This is a genomic window from Phyllobacterium sp. P5_D12 (assembly GCF_054049495.1).
On sequence record NZ_JBFUMG010000044.1, the window covers coordinates 1 to 17321 of the forward strand.

Annotated in this window: 15 protein-coding genes and 3 pseudogenes; 10 read left to right on the plus strand and 8 right to left on the minus strand. The window is 57.0% G+C overall.

All coding sequences use genetic code 11. The features are described from left to right. The coding region (locus tag ACXJ5O_RS05435) for a LuxR C-terminal-related transcriptional regulator (protein ID WP_457299008.1) at positions 1-460 on the plus strand (460 nt) is incomplete at its 5' end. 126 nt (positions 461-586) lie between these two features. Here ACXJ5O_RS05435 and ACXJ5O_RS05440 read toward each other — a convergent pair. Beyond that, positions 587-940, minus strand: coding sequence for a BA14K family protein (locus ACXJ5O_RS05440; RefSeq protein WP_457299009.1), 354 nt, complete (start codon positions 938-940; stop codon positions 587-589). A gap of 591 nt (positions 941-1531) precedes the next feature. Here ACXJ5O_RS05440 and ACXJ5O_RS05445 point away from each other — a divergent pair. Further along, on the plus strand, positions 1532-4183 hold the full coding sequence (locus ACXJ5O_RS05445) for an EAL domain-containing protein (protein WP_457299010.1): 2652 nt from the start codon (positions 1532-1534) through the stop codon (positions 4181-4183). Positions 4184-4191: 8 nt separating this feature from the next. Continuing rightward, positions 4192-5106, plus strand: a complete 915-nt coding sequence (locus ACXJ5O_RS05450; RefSeq protein ID WP_457299011.1) for a diguanylate cyclase — start codon at positions 4192-4194, stop codon at positions 5104-5106. A 106-nt stretch (positions 5107-5212) separates the two neighbouring features. On the opposite strand, the gene ACXJ5O_RS05455 is transcribed toward ACXJ5O_RS05450, so the two are convergent. Continuing rightward, complete coding sequence (locus ACXJ5O_RS05455) at positions 5213-5635, minus strand: hypothetical protein (protein WP_457299012.1); 423 nt, start codon at positions 5633-5635, stop codon at positions 5213-5215. A 257-nt stretch (positions 5636-5892) separates the two neighbouring features. On the opposite strand from ACXJ5O_RS05455, the gene ACXJ5O_RS05460 reads away from it, so the two are divergent. Both ACXJ5O_RS05460 and ACXJ5O_RS05465 read left to right on the plus strand, forming a co-directional pair. Further along, a complete protein-coding gene (locus ACXJ5O_RS05460) occupies positions 5893-6510 on the plus strand; it encodes a response regulator transcription factor (RefSeq protein ID WP_457299013.1) in 618 nt (205 codons plus the stop codon). Between the two features lie 621 nt (positions 6511-7131). After that, complete coding sequence (locus ACXJ5O_RS05465; RefSeq protein WP_457299014.1) at positions 7132-7626, plus strand: sigma factor-like helix-turn-helix DNA-binding protein; 495 nt, start codon at positions 7132-7134, stop codon at positions 7624-7626. 126 nt (positions 7627-7752) lie between these two features. Here the strand turns inward: ACXJ5O_RS05465 and ACXJ5O_RS05470 are convergent, their stop codons facing one another. Further along, positions 7753-7926, minus strand: a complete 174-nt coding sequence (locus ACXJ5O_RS05470) for a hypothetical protein (protein ID WP_457299015.1) — start codon at positions 7924-7926, stop codon at positions 7753-7755. A 1908-nt stretch (positions 7927-9834) separates the two neighbouring features. Here ACXJ5O_RS05470 and ACXJ5O_RS05475 point away from each other — a divergent pair. The 5 genes and pseudogenes from ACXJ5O_RS05475 to ACXJ5O_RS05495 form a co-directional block, all read left to right on the plus strand. After that, positions 9835-10054 (plus strand): annotated as a pseudogene (locus tag ACXJ5O_RS05475) (IS6 family transposase); the annotation flags it as partial. 556 nt (positions 10055-10610) lie between these two features. Beyond that, positions 10611-11489, plus strand: a complete 879-nt coding sequence (ltrA, locus tag ACXJ5O_RS05480) for a group II intron reverse transcriptase/maturase (RefSeq protein ID WP_457299016.1) — start codon at positions 10611-10613, stop codon at positions 11487-11489. Continuing rightward, complete coding sequence (locus ACXJ5O_RS05485) at positions 11486-11857, plus strand: group II intron maturase-specific domain-containing protein (RefSeq protein ID WP_246411156.1); 372 nt, start codon at positions 11486-11488, stop codon at positions 11855-11857. Before ltrA ends, ACXJ5O_RS05485 begins: the two co-directional genes overlap by 4 nt. Positions 11858-11930: 73 nt before the next feature. Next, positions 11931-12391 (plus strand): annotated as a pseudogene (locus ACXJ5O_RS05490) (IS6 family transposase); the annotation flags it as partial. Positions 12392-12445: 54 nt separating this feature from the next. Beyond that, positions 12446-12591, plus strand: a pseudogene (locus ACXJ5O_RS05495) (IS5/IS1182 family transposase); the annotation flags it as partial. Positions 12592-12641: 50 nt separating this feature from the next. On the opposite strand, the gene ACXJ5O_RS05500 reads toward ACXJ5O_RS05495, so the two are convergent. The 5 genes from ACXJ5O_RS05500 to ACXJ5O_RS05520 are packed head-to-tail and all read right to left on the minus strand — an operon-like array spanning position 12642 to position 17075. Next, positions 12642-13712 carry an alkene reductase gene (locus ACXJ5O_RS05500; protein ID WP_457299017.1) on the minus strand — a complete coding sequence of 357 codons (1071 nt, stop codon included), beginning with the start codon at positions 13710-13712 and terminating at the stop codon, positions 12642-12644. 47 nt (positions 13713-13759) lie between these two features. Further along, positions 13760-14746 (minus strand): NAD(P)H-quinone oxidoreductase, encoded by a 987-nt coding sequence (locus ACXJ5O_RS05505; RefSeq protein ID WP_457299018.1) that lies wholly within the window; start codon positions 14744-14746, stop codon positions 13760-13762. A gap of 49 nt (positions 14747-14795) precedes the next feature. After that, on the minus strand, positions 14796-15689 hold the full coding sequence (locus ACXJ5O_RS05510) for an alpha/beta hydrolase (protein WP_457299019.1): 894 nt from the start codon (positions 15687-15689) through the stop codon (positions 14796-14798). Positions 15690-15701: 12 nt separating this feature from the next. Then, entirely contained in the window at positions 15702-16664 is a 963-nt protein-coding gene (locus ACXJ5O_RS05515; protein ID WP_457299020.1) for an enoyl-CoA hydratase/isomerase family protein, read from the minus strand. Between the two features lie 60 nt (positions 16665-16724). Next, entirely contained in the window at positions 16725-17075 is a 351-nt protein-coding gene (locus ACXJ5O_RS05520; RefSeq protein WP_457299021.1) for a DUF1330 domain-containing protein, read from the minus strand. Between the last annotated feature and the right edge of the window lie 246 nt (positions 17076-17321).

The following is a 17321-nucleotide window of genomic DNA, read 5'->3' on the forward strand; positions in this document are numbered from 1 at the left end:
ATTCGGGGCCGATTCCGGTCAGGCAGCTTTCAAGAACCGCCCTGCGAAAGCAGACTTTAAGTCGGCTGCCGTGATGTCTGGGTCTGGCCCTAAGCGGACCTTGCGTCAGCGATCATGGAAGAGCTGGATGATCGGTGACCCTTTCGCCAATTGGCGAGTAGCTTTTCGACATTGGCATCAGTTTCATCTGTTGAGTCAGCTCTATATCGTAGGATTTACTCGCGTGGATGGTCTCGTAGTCCTTCTTGGCGCTTCCTATCGGCCTATCGCCAAGCTTTCTTTCCCGCTCGATGAGTCGCTTACAGATCGGGAGCGTGAGGTGATGTCCGCAGTCGCAAACGGACTAATGAACAAACAAATTGCCTTGCTCGGCGTCCGTGAGATCACCGTCAAACTTCATCGAGCTAGAGTTATGAAAGATGCGGGTGACTTCCCTCGCTGGTATGAAAAGTTGGCTTGACCGAGAGCGTCTGGAGTTAAGGGTCAACTCCAGACGCCGGAGACGCGGGTCCGTGGCTATGACCGATAGCGAAGCGCTAAGTCCAACTCCCGGTCCCAAGTCGAAATTCGAAGCGAAGATGACGGATCAGGGGCAAAAATGACGATGCCCATCGTGTGCCATAAATGTCCGGCTATTAGCGTCATAGGTGCGGTAGAGGCTGCGGCAATGAGCGATGTCGCCCCACGAGTCGTCGTTTCCTTCGCGGTCTCGCACACTGTCGTCGCTGACTCGATCAATCCGACCCTCACGCTCATTGCCTGCGGCGCGGTCGCTGTCCCGTCCGGACATTTCACCGCTTAATGCGCTGTGATCGTCTCCGTGTCCATCGTCATGGCCTCCATGACCGCCGCCGCTGTGGGCCATGGAAGTCGTCGCCGAACCGATCGTTAACACGACACCCATGGCGATTGCGGCAAAAATAGCATTTGTTTTGTTCACAGTATATCTCCTCACATAACTGACTTCCAGAATTGAAAGCTTTAGTAACATTGCGGAATTTCACCGATGAAGATACTATACCAAGGTATACTATACCAAGGTATATTCCATATTACCGTTACGTATGCCGCAACGTTAGGCAGCAACCCAAATACAATCAACTTCCTTGTTGCTCGACTACTCTCACCGACTCGAGTCCCCGTGTGGTTTCGCTCTTTACCCAGTGCATTTACAGACCTGACTGCACTGCAGCGTGGGTCAGAATGTGATCTGCCAGCGCTTGCATTTCGTCAAAACGCTTTCCAGTGGGCTCCCAGTTTGGATCGACTGAGATGTGTGTCGATTCCCATTTAACAGGGGCGCTTCTAAACATTTGTGCCAACTAATCGACAGATATACTTAACGCAACATGGCGCGTTATTAACCAGCGACACGCACTTTCTTGTCCTATGTAAGCCAAGGAATACGTTGTACTTTCTGGCTTCAATTGACTTTTCCGTAATATACACCAATACTGATGGCGTCGTCAGGTATTCAATCGGCCCGCTGGCGCTAGAGAGAAGTCAAAGCTCCCGCCCACGGGAGATAACCATGATATTTCAATCTGTTACCTCGCTGCCGAAGGGCACATACAGCGTTCAGCACTGGCAAATTATGTCGTCAGCCTATGAGCAGGCCGCGTTCATACTCGACATCTCGGACGATCAGAAACGCCACAGCCACCGCCTTGCCCGGGAAATTTTGCGCCTGTTCGATAGCGGTCAGCGCGAAGCAGACGTGATCGCCTCGCTTGCCGCGGACCGGGAACGTACCCTCGTCTTCAATGCGGAGCTGAGATGCAGCGCCAGACGCATGGACCCAATCAGCTTTTCCAAACTGGAAGACAAGCGAACACACGTTGGTCGTCTGACTGCCACGATCGCCCGATTGGTCGTGCAGTACCACGGCGGGCTKACGGCCGCCGCCAAATTGACGGCGGAACGAAATCAGTTGCGGGCGATGATCGACCAGGTCCCTGACTACCTGTTTGTAAAGGATCTTGAGCACCGCTTCGTCGTGGTGAACCAGGCGGTCGCCCGCATCCACGGCCATCTTCATCCGAGCGAACTGATCGGAAAAACAGATTTTGATCTGCACCCGAGTGACGTTGCGGTAGAATTCCTGGCTGTCGAACAGGCGATATTTGATACCGGCACACCATCCATTGACAGGGAGGAAGAGGTCGTCGACGCGGTTACCGGAGCCAGAACATGGCTTTCGACGTCCAAGCTCGCCCTGCACAACGACCGGAACGATATCATAGGAATTGTCGGCATATCGCGGGATGTGACGCTGCGCAAAAATGCGGAGCGTCTTCGTGATGAGCAGGCACATGCAATAGAAATGATCGCCACGAATGCGCCCCTCAAGGATGTGCTCGACCGCATTGTGCGGCTTATGGAGGCGCAACTTGAGGGTGTGTTCGGCTCGATTCTTCTTGTTGCCGGCGACGGAGGTCACCTCAAGCACGGGGCAGCGCCAGGTCTTCCGGAGGCCTATACCCGCGCCATTGACGGCATTGCCATCGGCCCGAATTCCGGCTCTTGCGGCACCGCAGCTTTCCGGCGCGAAAGCGTGATCGTCTCCGACATTTCCGTTGATCCACTGTGGACCGACTTCAGTGATCTCGCAGACCTCCATGGCCTACGATCCTGCTGGTCGACGCCGATCATCTCGCACGAAGGGGCAGTTCTAGGCACCTTCGCCATGTATTCGAAAGAGGTGCGGGAACCCCGGCTCTTTGAAATCGCGCTCACCGAAACATCCGTCCGCATTGCCGCCATCGCGATCCAGCGCAAGCAGGCCGAAGACCAGATAAGCTTCCTCGCCCATCATGACATGCTGACCGGGTTACCCAACCGGACTCTGCTGAGGGACCGCCTGAATCAGGCCATGTTGCGCACGGAACGTCATAATCCATGGGTGTCCGTTGTCTTTGTGGACCTCGACAACTTCAAGTCCGTCAACGACAGCCTCGGCCACACCGCCGGCGACGCGCTGCTCAAGATCGTCGCCGATCGGATGGTAGCGTGCGTGCGCCCGACTGATGCAGTCGTGCGGCTGGGCGGCGACGAATTCGTGATCTTGCTCGTTGACCTCCCGGCTCAGCCTGAGGCGATTTCCGATATCCTCCATTCGCTCAAGGGAGCCATCGCCGAGCCGATAGCCTTCGGCGGCCAGGAATTCCACATCACCTGCAGCATGGGCGTCGCCACTTATCCGCGGGACGGCAGCGATGCAGAGACACTTCTGATGAAGGCTGATGCCGCCATGTACCGGGCCAAGGATAACGGGCGGGACGGTTTCCAGCTCTTCACCGCCGAGATGAACACCAAGGCTCACGAACGTTTTTCGCTGCAGGATGCGATGCGCAAGGGCATTGTACGGTCGGAATTCTTTCTGGACTACCAGCCGCAGGTCGATCTGCGTTCGGGGCGGATTTTCGCGGTTGAAGCTTTGGTCCGCTGGAGACATCCGGTGCGCGGTGTCCTGTCGCCYGGCGAGTTCATTGCGCTGGCCGAAGAAACAGGCCTAATCGTTCCCCTCGGGGATTGGGTACTCAACGAAGCCTGCCGCCAAAACAAGGCGTGGCAGGATGCGGGTCTTGCGCACATCACCGTCTGCGTCAACGTCTCGGCGCGCCAATTTCAGGAAAAGGACTGGTCGAGTCGGGTGGCCCGTGTCTTGCAAGACAATGGCCTTGAGGCGGAGTACCTTGAACTCGAACTGACCGAGAGCCTGCTGATGCGCAATGTGGACAGGGCGATCGCCACCATGAAGGAACTCCAGGAGCTGGGAGTCCATTTCGCCATCGACGATTTCGGCACCGGCTATTCGAGCCTGAGCGCACTGAAGAGCCTCCCAGTCTCACGTCTCAAGATTGATCAGTCGTTCGTGCGCAACCTCGTGCATGACGAGGATGACCGGAGCATCATATCGGCGGTGATCTCGCTTGGGCAACGCATGAACATGATCGTCATCGCCGAAGGTGTCGAGACACAGGACCAGCTTGCATTCCTGCATTCCCAGGGATGCGATGAAGCCCAAGGCTATCTTTTCGGCAGACCTGGCAGCGCCGCCTCGATAGCGGGCCTGCTCGAAGAAAACTGCGCGCATCCGAAGTCGAAGGTGTTGCGGTACATCTCGAAAAAGACGGCGTCATGCAAGTTGGTCACGGCTACCCCCAGCATTATCGAGGAGTAGAAGGCAAAATGTTAAAATCGAAGGAGTTTGCCGCTGCAGTCATCGATGCTCTTTCCTCGAATATCTGCGTTCTGGACAAGAACGGGGCAATCATCGCCATAAACCGGGCGTGGCAGGACTTCCGTACGGAGAATTCCCCCAATCCTCGCCGGTCCGACGTCGGGGTGGACTATCTCAAGATTTGCCAGGATGCATCCGGCCCCGGATCGGATGAGGCAGGGGAGTTTGCCCTTGGTGTCCAATCGGTCCTCTTGAGCGGCAGGGAGTTGTTCCAGATGGAGTATCCTTGCCACTCGCCCACACATTTCCGCTGGTTTCTGGGTCGGGTCACGCCTCTTCATGTAGAGGGAGGCGGAGCCGTGGTCTCGCACGAAAATATCACGGAACGCAAAGTCCTTGAAATCGAGCTGGCCCGTTTTGCGGCGACGGACACCCTGACGGGCCTGCCGAACCGTCGTTATTTCCTTGAGTTTGCCAATAAAGAACTTGCGCGCACAAAACGCTTCGGCACCCCGGCCGCGGTCATAATCATGGATCTGGACCATTTCAAAGCCGTAAACGACACGTTCGGCCATGTGGCCGGGGACAATGTCCTGCGCCGTGTGAGTGAAGCCTGCTCGACAATTTTGCGGCAGGGCGACGTGCTTGCGCGGTTCGGCGGCGAAGAGTTTGTCGCCCTGATTCCCGGTTCATCCCTGGCGGATGCCCTGGTTGTTGCCGAACGGTTGCGCGGCTGCGTTCTTGAAACGATTGTCCCCAACGGCGACGACAGCATCAGCCTGACCGCGAGTATCGGCGTGACGGAGATCATTGCCGGAGACGAGGATATCGAGGCCGCACTTCGCCGCGCCGACACGGCACTTTACGCCGCCAAGCACGCGGGACGCAATTGCGTGAAGAGCGCGGCACCGTCATCAGCATGAAGACGACATTGGCGCGAGGTGGACCGGGCTTCGACCTCGTTATGGCAAACACCATCCCTGAGATCTACCGCCCGGTCGAAACGATGATCACAGAATTTGATCTCCGTCATTCACAATAATCTAGCGGGAAGTTCCAGTAAAAAGGATATTCGCATGAATAGTATCCGTAATTATCGTCGCGGCGAAAATCCCGGAAGTGCCTGCGGTTTTCGAAACGATTATGGTTCACCGCAAATCCGCGGGTGTTGCTGAAAACCCCGCCGGAGCGGAAAGCGCCACGGTCGGATAAATGCTGAGGCACGTTGGCGCGATCACCGCCGAAGCCATGGGCACCCCGGCTGAAACCGCCGAAGCTCCGTCCACCGCCGCCAAAACCATGACCGCCGCTGCCAAAGTCTGCACTATGACCTCCGCCGCCGCCATGACCGCCGCCACCACCCCCGCCGTGTGCCATTGATTCAGTTGCCGACCCGACGGCCACCATTGCGCCCAGAGCCAGAACGGCCAAGGCTGTTGCAGATTTTTTCATGATTTACTCCTGAATCTTGTAAGCTACCGTGACTAAAACGGCAGCAACCCTGATGTGGGAACGGCAGCACAATCGTTTAATTATACGATGGTTTAAGCAGGTAATACTGATCGCCATTGAGGTCTTGAAAGGACGGGGCGCTAATGCAGCGCCGGAAAACGGGTTACCCGACGTAAACGTGGGTATGATTGAATCGTTTCGGGCACGGGAGCATTTATTAGAGACTTGTTCAAGCGTTCGCGCGAAAGGACTTGCCCTTGTCCAACCTGAAATCCATAGCTGTCGTCGAGGACGACGCATCACTGCTGGCCGCCCTCGAGAATTTTATCGGTTCCCATGGGATCGAATTCCACGGGTTTGYAAACGCCGAATCCTTCCTCGCCCTGAAAGACTCCATCGAAGTTGACTGCCTTATAACGGACGTGCAGATGGACGGAATGGGAGGGGTGGGGCTGTTCCATGCGCTGCGCAGGAATGGCGATACTACACCGGTCGTTTTCATCACGGCATTCGAAGACGAGAGGATACACAGGCAGGTGATGTCAGCGGGGGCCATCGCCTACTTCCACAAACCGTTCGATTGTGAATACGTGATCGAGTGCATTGAAACGTGCCTGGCCATTTTGTCCACGCACAAGGAGCAGAAAAACATGTCGGATATCAGCAAATGCATCCAAGATTGGGTCGATGCGCACATCACCTCGGAAGTGCATGAGGATGACAAAACTCAGATGGTGCAGGAAGCCGATGATCTGAAGACCCACGCACTTGCCGAAGGGTTTACAATCGAAGAACTGCGGCAGGCGTGCAACGGCGACATCCTGACATTCTTGAAAGATCGGCAGAACTCGAATAGCCCTTCTGAATCCGATTAGTCTAAAGTCCCCTTCCAGATCGCACGAAGTAACATGAAGCGCTCGCTAATGGCAGCCTCAGCACGCTCTCGGTCTCAAATCCGTTTTTTTGGCACCGGATTAGGAACGGGGTCAAATTCCGGAAACACCATTTCTAGGGCAAACCAAAGTATAATGCCGGGAAACCAACGCATTACTGGCCCGCACGTTTGTATGAATGGATCACCCGCCGTTGCATCGATAACCTCAAAGGAAAGTTGCAAATTTGCTGCAATCCAATCGGTATCTGCCGCCGTATCTTCAGATAGATCATCTCACCCGTTGCGAACGGAAACTGCTTGAGGATTCAACCATGACGATTTTAGACAGAGTTTGGACGTTGCTGGTTTTGTTGGGGTCCGTTGGCGTTGTGGCGCTGGCATTTACCACTACGGATGTGTTCTCCCTGTATTGAACTTGCTACCGACGTCATTCTCGGCCAACGCGCTGTCGAGACTTGTTGCGCATGCCGGATGACCAAAAACCCCAAGGACTTGACGGAAGTTTTGGATTTCGCGCTCAAATCCGCCCCGGCACAGGAAAAGTATTGCGGCAACCGCCAATGACGGTGCGGTGATGCGCGGTGATCAGGGAGAAGTGGTGGTGAACGAATGTCAGATCCGGGCCGATCTCTTGAGCTGTCTCGGCCGGCTATGGCGGTTCGGCGTCGTTCTTTCCGGAGACGGCACGATCGCGGAAAAGCTGGTTGAACAGACTTGTATCCGAGCGCTGGCGGGTGAACATCCGTTGTTATGCACCAAACGAAAGGATTGCTGGTTGTTTTCGGTACTCCACTCGGTCTGGACCGACGGCCATCGCTCCCAAAGATATAAAGCACGGCACTACAGAAACGCTACTACCCCATTCGGCGGCACGCGGGGAAGTCAAAGCCCGGAGCTGGTCGCGCAGGTGGCGAATTTGCCGGATACCGTTCGTGCATCGGTTTTCCTTGCCTATGTCGAGGGCATGGCTCACCGCGAGGTTGCAGAGGTTCTGGCGTTACCTGTCGACACCGTCAGAAACAATCTCGCCGCGGCCCGGAGGACGTTGGCGAAGAGCGCGCGGGGTTACGAAACAAGAGAGCTGAAAATTATATAGCCACAGTCTCGACATGGGGTTTCTTCAGCCACGAAATTTAAACATGCGAGACCAAGCATTGCCGCTGGCTTGTCTGAGATTATTTTCGCTTACCCAAATCTTCCCGAATAAAAAAYGTGAGACAATTTACTTTTGGTTTTTCAGGACAAGCGTTCGGACGACCGTCGGATCATTGATTGCCAAGGTTGGAGCATCGGCCTCGCCAAAGCGCGTGCCGTCCCACAATTCGAAAGCGAATCGGGGCTCGACCACGTCGAACACCGTGCGGATAATCCGCGCTGCTCTGTCATGTGCTTCCATCTACCGCTCTCCGAATGCTGGCCCGAACATCCAGACTTTGGTGCTCTGTGAAAACCTTGACCGACCTGTTCCGGCTGTTCCGTTCTGCAATCCGTCTAAAAGAGTCGTTCTCATGAAACGCGAGGACACCAAACCGTCTGCGCGCCAATTTTCGGCGAGAGCACTTGTCCCTCGCGGGCGCATCGACATCACATCCGGCGACCGATGCATAAAAATTCGACGACGGTATTTCGTCAAGGCTGTGTCTGCTGATGGACAATACCAGCGTTTGACGGAGAAACGGCGCGGAGTGAGCTTTCGCGGCGCCGTGGCAGGGCCGCTGACCCCCGAGCAGGCTAAAGTGATGATGCCTCACATACCTCCCAAATGCTTCAACTGCGAAATAGTGGCTGCGTCGCAAAAATTAAACTTTTAATGAAAGGACGCAAGCGGTGATGGCCAGCTTGAGAATTCGGCCTATTTCGTCTTTCGTGATGTCCCGCTGTAACCTCACGTTTAAGCAGACCATACCAATGTATACTTATGCGTCGGGCTGATTGTTTGTAACTCTACTCCTGCGCCTGTCTAAGCCCGATAGGCCTGGTAGTTCCCCCGGCTACCACGCTTCAGTTTCCCCCCGGCTGAAGCACGGACATTTTTCGTTGTGTCCGCAAAAGACCGCCTGCGTCCCCTCAGGCGGTCTTTTGTTGTGGCCTCACATCAAAGGGAAGGACATGAGACGCCACCATGGTCCCGGGGGCTAGCCCCTCCAGACATAAGGATTTAACGTCATGGAAAAGCTCGATGCGATTTGGATAATGATGCTTCTGGTAGTGTCCGCCACGATCGTGACCCCGGCATTTACCACAGGCGATGTATTCGCCTGGAATTGAGCGCTTCGGGCGGCGTGTGTGTTGACAAAACTTCTTTGTTCAACTGTAACTTCACGCAATCTCACGCGTATGTTACTATTGTTCGCTTGAAGTTCATCAACTACATCATAAATCAGTTTAAGCAAGGCGGGAACCGCCGGCGATGGATACCTTTCAGCGTGACGCGACGGAACCAGACGGCCTTGCAGCAGGAGGGTGATGACCTCTCCCTCAATCTCAGGAGACGCGAAGAATGCGCTCTTTAATGTTCAGTACAGCATTAGCCACCGTATTAATCGCCACACCGTTCGCATCCGCCTTTGCACTCGGCGGCGGCATGGGTGGAGGCCACGGCGGCGGCATGAGTGGAGGCATGCACTCGGGGCAGTCCCTCGATAGTTCCATGGGCAGCGTGAACGCGGGCGAGTCCATTGGCGGCTCCCGCTTGAACTCTACTGTGAGCACCGATCAGAGCTCGGCGGGCGACTTCAGGCAAGATTTTGACGGCTTTCGTTTGCCGCACCCACATGTAGGCACCCGCCATCGGTAGTTTTGGTCGGGATCGAGCATGGGCACGAATTCAGTGGACCAATCAACAGCCACTCCGGGCAACACAGCTATCAGGGTGCATTGAACGGAACACTAATTCACTTATGCCCAGCCACAAGAGAGCGCCTATCCTTTGCGCTCTCTTGTGCATTTTCGGTGGTGACCTAGTTCCACTCCACGAATCAAACGGGACTGCAGCTGGGACTTTGAGCCAAGGGAAAGTTTGCGGAACCTTGGCCTTGTAGAGTATCTTGCGGATGCTGTAGCGCGAACAGTGATGTTTATGGGCCAGTTCCACCGCAGAAAGCCTCCCTTTGGCGTCGGCAACTACGGCCTACCTATCGATGATCCCAAACACCGGGACGTCGATTTCCTGTTGTAGCAGTCACGGTTGCCGAACGCTATGCCGATAGCCGTCAAGCTGAGGTTTCGAAAGGGTGATGTCAGGTTAACGCATGATCAGTATCGGCCTGATATCCGGGAAGCATGAACCAATCACAAGTCAGCTATAAACGTCACCGCTTCCACCGGACTCATCGCCCATACGGTTTGGTTGTATTTCCGGTTTCCGCTCAGCCTGCGTCTGGTCGAGGAAATGCTGCTGGAGCGAGGGGATCGTTGTTTCTTACGAGACCATCCGATGCTGGGCAAAGAAGTTCGGCCCGGTCGATGCTCGTCGTCTGCGCAGGAAGCAGACAAGCTCAAGCGATATTTGGCACCTGGACGAGGGTGCGCCACGAAGGCGCGAAGGAGGAGCCATGATCTAGGCACTTCCCAAGCAGCTATGCTGCACAGGAGATGAGGGCTGGCCCCTCGAAGCCGGCTTGCAGGAGCAGGCTTCAAACCACCTCAAGCTGCTGTCGTAAAGAGCGATGGTGGTGAGCGTTGAGGAAAAGGCGGGACTTGATCCGGTCAGGTGGGATGCAAGGAGACGAGCGTGAGCGAACCGCTGAAGACGTGTCGAAAAGTGCATAAATGGCGTCAAAACCGGGTGGGCTTCGTTAGCCCGGGACAAGTTTGGGAGTTACCTGTCTACGGCCCAGATGGCGTCCGGCATGAAGGCGGCGTGACCTTGCTTCAAGCTCTTGTGCGGAACGTGGGAACCTGTCGCCCCGATGCGAAGGGAGACGTCCAAGTGGAAGCCCCATGAGGACCCGAGTACCGATGCGGGGCACAGGGACGGAGTTGCGTGTAGTAGTGATGAAGGTGCTGTAATGGCGTTGGAGCGAAGGCGCAACACTGTCCAGCTTTATCGAAAGGTCAACCGTCATGCGGGAGGAACCTTTGGGTAAAGCAAAGCCGTTCGATATTCCCAAACGCGTTGTTTGGGAGGCTTATCAACGGGTAAGGGCGAACCGGGGAGCAGCCGGTGTCGATGATCAGTCGATTGAAGCCTTTGACCGGGATGTGAAGAACAACCTGTTCAAGCTTTGGAACCGACTGTCATCGGGCAGCTACTTTCCTCCGCCAGTCAAACGGGTCGCGATCAAAAAGCGCCAAGGTGGAACAAGACCGCTGGGTATTCCAACGGTCTCGGACCGGATTGCGCAAGGGGTGGTGAAGGCGTACCTGGAACCGGAACTGGAAAGACATTTCCATCCCGATTCCTATGGGTACAGGCCCGGCAAGTCGGCACTCGAGGCCGTGGGCGTGGCAAGGCAGAGATGCTGGCGCCATGACTGGGTTCTCGATCTCGACATTCGGGCATTCTTCGACACCATTCCCCACACCTGTTGCTGCGCGGTGCGAAAGCACACCGACTGCACATGGGTGTTGTTATACGTTGAGCGGTGGCTGACAGCTCCCGTGCAATTGGAGAACGGCACCTTGGAGCCTCGGGAGAGGGGAACACCACAGGGATCAGTTATCTCACCACTGCTGGCGAACCTCTTTTTGCACTATGCGTTCGATCGGTGGATGGCCAAACACCATCCTGATATTCCGTTTGAACGCTTTGCCGACGATGCTGTTTGTCATTGCAGCAGTGAGCGTCAAGCTCAAAAGCTGCAAGCGGAACTTGAGCGGCGGTTTGCTGAATGCGGACTGACGTTACATCCAGACAAGACACAGATCGTGTCTGTAAGGATGACGTTCGGCGAGGATATTACCCGAACCGGAAATTCGACTTTCTCGGCTATACCTTTCGGCCGAGACTGTCGATGAACCGATGGGGCAAGACCTTCGTCAACTTCAGTCCCGGCATGAGCAACCGGGCCGCGAAAGCCATCCGTCAGACGATGCGGGACTGGCAGCTTGACCGCCGTATCGACAAGCGCATCAACGATCTGGCCAAGATGTTCAATCCGATCCTACGCGGTTGGATGAACTATTATGGCCGGTATCACAAATCGGCACTTTCCCGAGCATTAATGCATCTCGATCTGCGCCTGGCACGCTGGGCGATGTCGAAATATCGTCGCCTGAGACGCCATCGTCGGCGTGCACGGTATTGGGTCCAGGACGTAAGGCGTCGGGAGCCAGCGCTGTTCGCACATTGGCGATTGCTGTATCAGGCACCAGCTGGACGGTAGGAGCCGGATGAGTGGAGACGCTCACGTCCGGATCTGTGAGAGCCTGGGGGTGAAATTCCCCCGGGCCACTCGACTTGTCATCACCATCGCCGGCAAGAAACACTGGTTGTGGCGAGCCGTCGATCAGGACGGATATGTGCTCGACGAGATTGTCCAGACCCGCCGCAACACCAAGGCAGCCAAGCGGTTACTCGTCCGCCTGCTGAAGAAACAAGGCCTGCCGCCGAAGCGCATATCACTGACAAACTGCGCTCATACGAAGCAGCAAAGCGTCAAGTCATGCCAGAAGTCGAGCATCGCTCCCACAAGGGTCTCAACAACCGGGCGGAGAATTCGCATGTGCCGCTGCGGAAAAGGGAGCGAATGATGCAAGGGTTCCGATCTCCGGGAGGGCTACAACGCTTCGTCTCGATCTTCTAGGCAATCCGCAATCTGTTCGTCTCACCCCGCACAAGCCGCTCTTCATTCCAAATTCACCTGCATCGCCTTAACGCAATGGCAGAGTGGAAAGCCATAACTGGCGCACTTGGCTGAAATACTCTGAGGGACATCGTTGCCGCCTGCTTCACACAACGTGACAACCCCCACCAGCGCAATCTGATCGAGCGGTTCTTCTCCAAGCTAAAGCACTTCCGCCGCGTCACCACCCGCTACGACAACCTCGCGCCAACTTCGTCGCTATGGTCCAGCTTGCCTCAATGCGGCTTTGGTTGCGCGCGCTTATGAGTCTATGACCTAAAACCGCATCGACCACCAAATAAAGACCGACCTGCGGGCGCGGCGCCTATTCTGCTGCTTCGCCGAGCAGCGGATAGTCGTTGTATCCGGTCTCATCGTCCATATAGATCGTCTCGGACTTGAGCGCGTTGAGCGCCGCACCACGCCGGAAGCGCTCCACAAGGTCGGGATTGGCGATAAACAAGCGACCGAAGGCGGCGGCATCTGCCTCGCCACGTTCGATGGCCTGTTGCGCGCTGTCCTGCGTGAGGCCCTCGTTGACGATGTAGGCGCCCTTGAAGAGCCGTCGCACGTCCCGGCCGATCTGCTGGTCGCCGCGATCGAGTGCCTCGCGGGCGAAGATGAAGGCGATCTTCCGTGCGCCAAGCTGGTCGGCGACGTAGCTGAAGAGCGCGCGGGGGTCGGTATCGCTCATCGAATAGCTGCTCGACATGAGATTGAGGTGCACGCCTATCCTGCCCGCAGGCCATACCGTCAGTAGCGCATCCACTGTTTCCATGAGGAAGCGGGCCCGGTTCTGGATAGGGCCGCCGTAGCGGTCGGTTCGCTTGTTCGAGCCATCATGCAGGAATTGATCCAAGAGGTAGCCATTGGCGGCGTGAAGTGCCGCCCCATCGAAACCGGAACGCAGCGCGTTTCCGGCCGCGACCCGAAAGTCCTCTACGAGGCCTGGGATTTCGTCGGTTTCCAACGGCCGCGGAACCGGATATGGGCGCTTCGGATTGAGGCGGTTCACCTGACCCTCCGGTGCGATCGCGCTCGGAGCGACGGGCAGCCTGCCATCATGATAGACAGGGTCTGAGACCCGGCCGACGTGCCAGAGTTGAGCGACGATGAGGCCACCGGCGTCATGAACGGCCGACGTCACGCTGCTCCAGCCGGCGATCTGCGCGTCCGACCAGAGACCGGGAGTGTCGAGGTAGCCAACGCCCTGCGGCGTCACCGAGGTCGCCTCTGTGATGATCAGGCCGGCGCTTGCCCGCTGGACATAGTGTTTCACGTTGATGGGCCCGGGACTGCGCTCATTGAAATTGCGCATCCGTGTCAGTGGTGCCATTACGATCCGGTTCTTTAGCTGCAGGTCGCCGATCTGGACGGGGTCGAAGAGAGTGGCCATTGGTTTGCCTTTCATGCGTATGGTAGAGTGGGAGCCAGCGGCAGCAATCACGTGGTGAGGATGATCTTGCCTACATGTTCGCCTGCTTCGAGCCTGGCATGCGCCTGAGCAGCTTGCTTGAGCGGGAACGTCTGGTTGATGATGCAGTCGATTTGCCCCGCCTCGACCATCGGCCAAACATGATGCTCGACTTGTGCCGCGAGGCGCGCTTTCTCTTCCGGGCTACGAGACCGGAGAGTCGAACCGGTGATGATCAGACGCTTCTGCATCAGATCTGGAAGTGACAGCTCCACCTTTGCGCCAGCTTGAAAGGCGATCTGCACCAGACGGCCCATTGGCCTGAGGGCGCGGAGGTTCCTTTCAAAATAGGAGCCGCCGACCATATCGAGGACGACATCGACTCCGCCGTATGCACCTGCGACATCTACGAAGTCATCAGCAGTCGCGTCCGCAGCTATGTCGGCTCCCAGACTTAGCGCCTGGGTTACCTTCTGAGCCCCCCGTCCGGTCGCTATCACGCGAGCTCCAATAGCCTTCGCCATCTGAATCGCCATCACGCCGATACCCGAGGTCGCTCCATGGATCATAAAGGTTTCGTTACGCTTCAACATTCCATGCTCGATGACGTTCGCGTACACCGTAAGGGCCACCTCCGGAAGAGAACAAGCCTGCAAGAAATCAAGCCCCCGTGGTACAGGGAGAGTGAGACCCTGATCTGCGATGGCATATTCAGCGTATCCGCCGCCGCCCAGCAAAGCCGCGACCCGGTCGCCAATCCTCCATCTGTTCACCGCAGTGCCCACTGCCGCGATCTCTCCCGACACCTCAAGGCCGAGCGTTTTTGAAGCGCCTGGCGGCGGTGGGTACAGGCCCATGCGCTGGAAGACATCAGGTCGGTTAACACCCGCCGCGCGGACTTTGATCAGCACTTCTCCTGACTGGGATACGGGGACTGGTATCTTAACAAGCTTCAACGCCTCGGCAGGCCCAGTGCCACCTGCGACCGCGACGGCTTTCATCGAACTAGATATCATGGGCCCATTACTTCCTTGCTTGACCGAAATTCAACATTCGAAACAAGTTTCAAAGGTGTTGCCTGAACCAGGCGATTGACGCCTGTGTCCCTTTCTCAGCCTCGCCAAGGTACTGGTCGTAGTGGCCGCCCTTTGTGATGATCAGCCTCTTTGGCTCGAGGGCGCGCTCGTACGCCCGCAGAGCTACGTCGGTCGCGGCCGTGTGGTCACGCTCGGCTACCAGCATCAGGAGTGGCGTTGGAGAGACCCTCTCGATCCATTCACCGGGAGAGTACATCCGGGTCCAGCGAGTTGAGCGGACTGTGACCTTGTTCTGCCATATGCCCTCTGGCAGAGGCTGGCGATAGAATTTTACCGCATCAGCGTCGTAATACGAGGAGTTCTGTGTCGCCTCCTCGCTTACTATCGCCTGCGTCGCCGGAGGCTCCCCGCGAAGCTGCGCGCGTTCGTCTGCCGCAAACAGAGCCTCCAATGCCGCGACCTTTTGCGGGGCCACGCGCCGCAACCCCGTGGCGTATCCGTCTATCGTGGGACCTTGCGACACAACGGCCTTCAGCCTCCGGTCGGTGGCACCCAAGACGATTGCGTGGCCGCCAGCAAAGCTCGTGCCCCAGACACCGATCCTCGCCTCGTCCACTTCGGGCCGGTCCTGAAGGTATGAGATTGCGCGCCGCCAGTCCGTGATCTGCTGCCAAGGATTCACGTCCTGTCGGGGTTCCCCGCCGCTGTCTCCGAACCCGCGGTGATCATGAAGAAGGACCGCGAAGCCCGCTTCCGCAAAAGCTACTGCGGTCTGTTCTAGCCCATGGTATTTGGTGCCCGCATAGCCGTGAGCCATTGTGATGCCCGGTGCCTTTCCATCTGACCGCTTGGGTACGAATAGCCATGCTGCCAGTTCTATCCCACCCTCTGCCGGAAAGGCGACGTCGTACTTCGTGAACATGGATGCTGCTCCTCAATCATTGCCAAGAACGCGGATGATGCCCTCTACGGAGAGCTCGGCATCGCGGGTCTGAAGTCCAGCCTGCATGGCGGAACGGACCCTCGCCTGTGTTTCGGGGCGCGCCACGCCCAGACCGAACAGGTCTGAGTCTTTGCGGTATGCTTCAGCGCTACCAAGCGTGATGGCGTTGCAGCTTTCCTGGATGTCATTGAGCCCCCCGACGGGAAAGCTCGCGATCCGCTGCGCAAGGTTGGACACAAAGCCTCCGAGCTCTGCTTTCGGAAGCGAGCGGTTGATCCAGCCATATCGTTCAGCAAGTTCGGCGCTAAAATCCTGCGCTCCGAGCATAGCCTCCAGGGCGCGGCCGCGCCCCATCAAACGGGAAAGGTGCTGGACCGCCCCGGCTCCTGGGATCAACCCGAAGGCCGCTTCTATTTGGGCGAAGACTGCCGTCTCCCTCGCTGCGAAGCGCATATCGCATGCGAGGATGAATTCGCTGCCTGCTCCGCGGACACGGCCTTCGATCTGCGCGATTGTAACGAACTTTGCTTCACTCATGTAGCGGAACAGGAGACCTATGGACGCGTCGCCCACAAGCATTGCCGCTGCCTCGCGGTACTCTCGGACCTTCGTCATGTCCACGTGGGGGATGAAGTAGTCGCGATCGGCACTTGAGAACACCACGACACGACAGTCTGAGTTTTCTGCATATTCGATCAACCTGACCAAATCGGAAATCAACTCCGGCCCGATCAGGTTGATGGGAGGGGCATCGATGACAGCGTGGGCGACGCGGTTGGTGTGCGTAACGTGCAAGGTGGTAAATGACGTGCTCATCTCTCGACCTATGGTTTTGATATTGCCCCGATCGATGGTTGCGTGGCTCGATAACCGCAGGGCGTCGAAGGTTACGGGCGGGCTGTAATCCGTTGGAATCCCGGTGCCCGGCTGACCGCCGGGACCCGATTCTGGCATAGGATGCAGTGCGCGTCCTCAATCCGTGGAAGGCGCACGCACGCGGAGTTTGCGGGCAGCTCAGCTGCCCCGAATCGCGCGGCGAACCTCGCTGGCAAAGCCCTTGATGGTGAAGTCCTCGGGAATTTGGTCAATTAGAATGAGGTCCGAAATCGCGTTCTTCAGGCGGAGCGGCAGGATCGCTTGATATGCAGGGGAATTGTACCAGGACGTCGCGGCATCGCGGCTGGGGAATTCCATCAACACGACCGAGCCTGGCCAAGCGCCCTCGACGACGTCGGCGGAGCCCTGTGCCAGCCACTTGCCGCCGAAAGGTGCGACCGTTGCTTCGACCTGTTCGAGGTAGGTCAATCCCGCGTCGTTCGGAATGTCGCCGGGAATGCGCAGATGATTGATGAGATAGGTCTTCATGATAATGCTCCTTGTGTGTTGGGGGAAGAATCGTTCGTCCTAAATCAGTGAGGCGAGCTGTTCCTTCTCATAAGGCCTGAGTTCGTCGAGCCGGCCATCGCGCACCTTGGGCGGCAAGGCCGACGAGCCCACGCGGATTGTCGGGTGCCCGGTAAGTTTGCGGGTCCATCAGGCCAGATTGAGATCCGACCCGGCAAATCCCGATGGCGCCAGCCTTCATCGCCCGTACAGACATCGGAACATCAC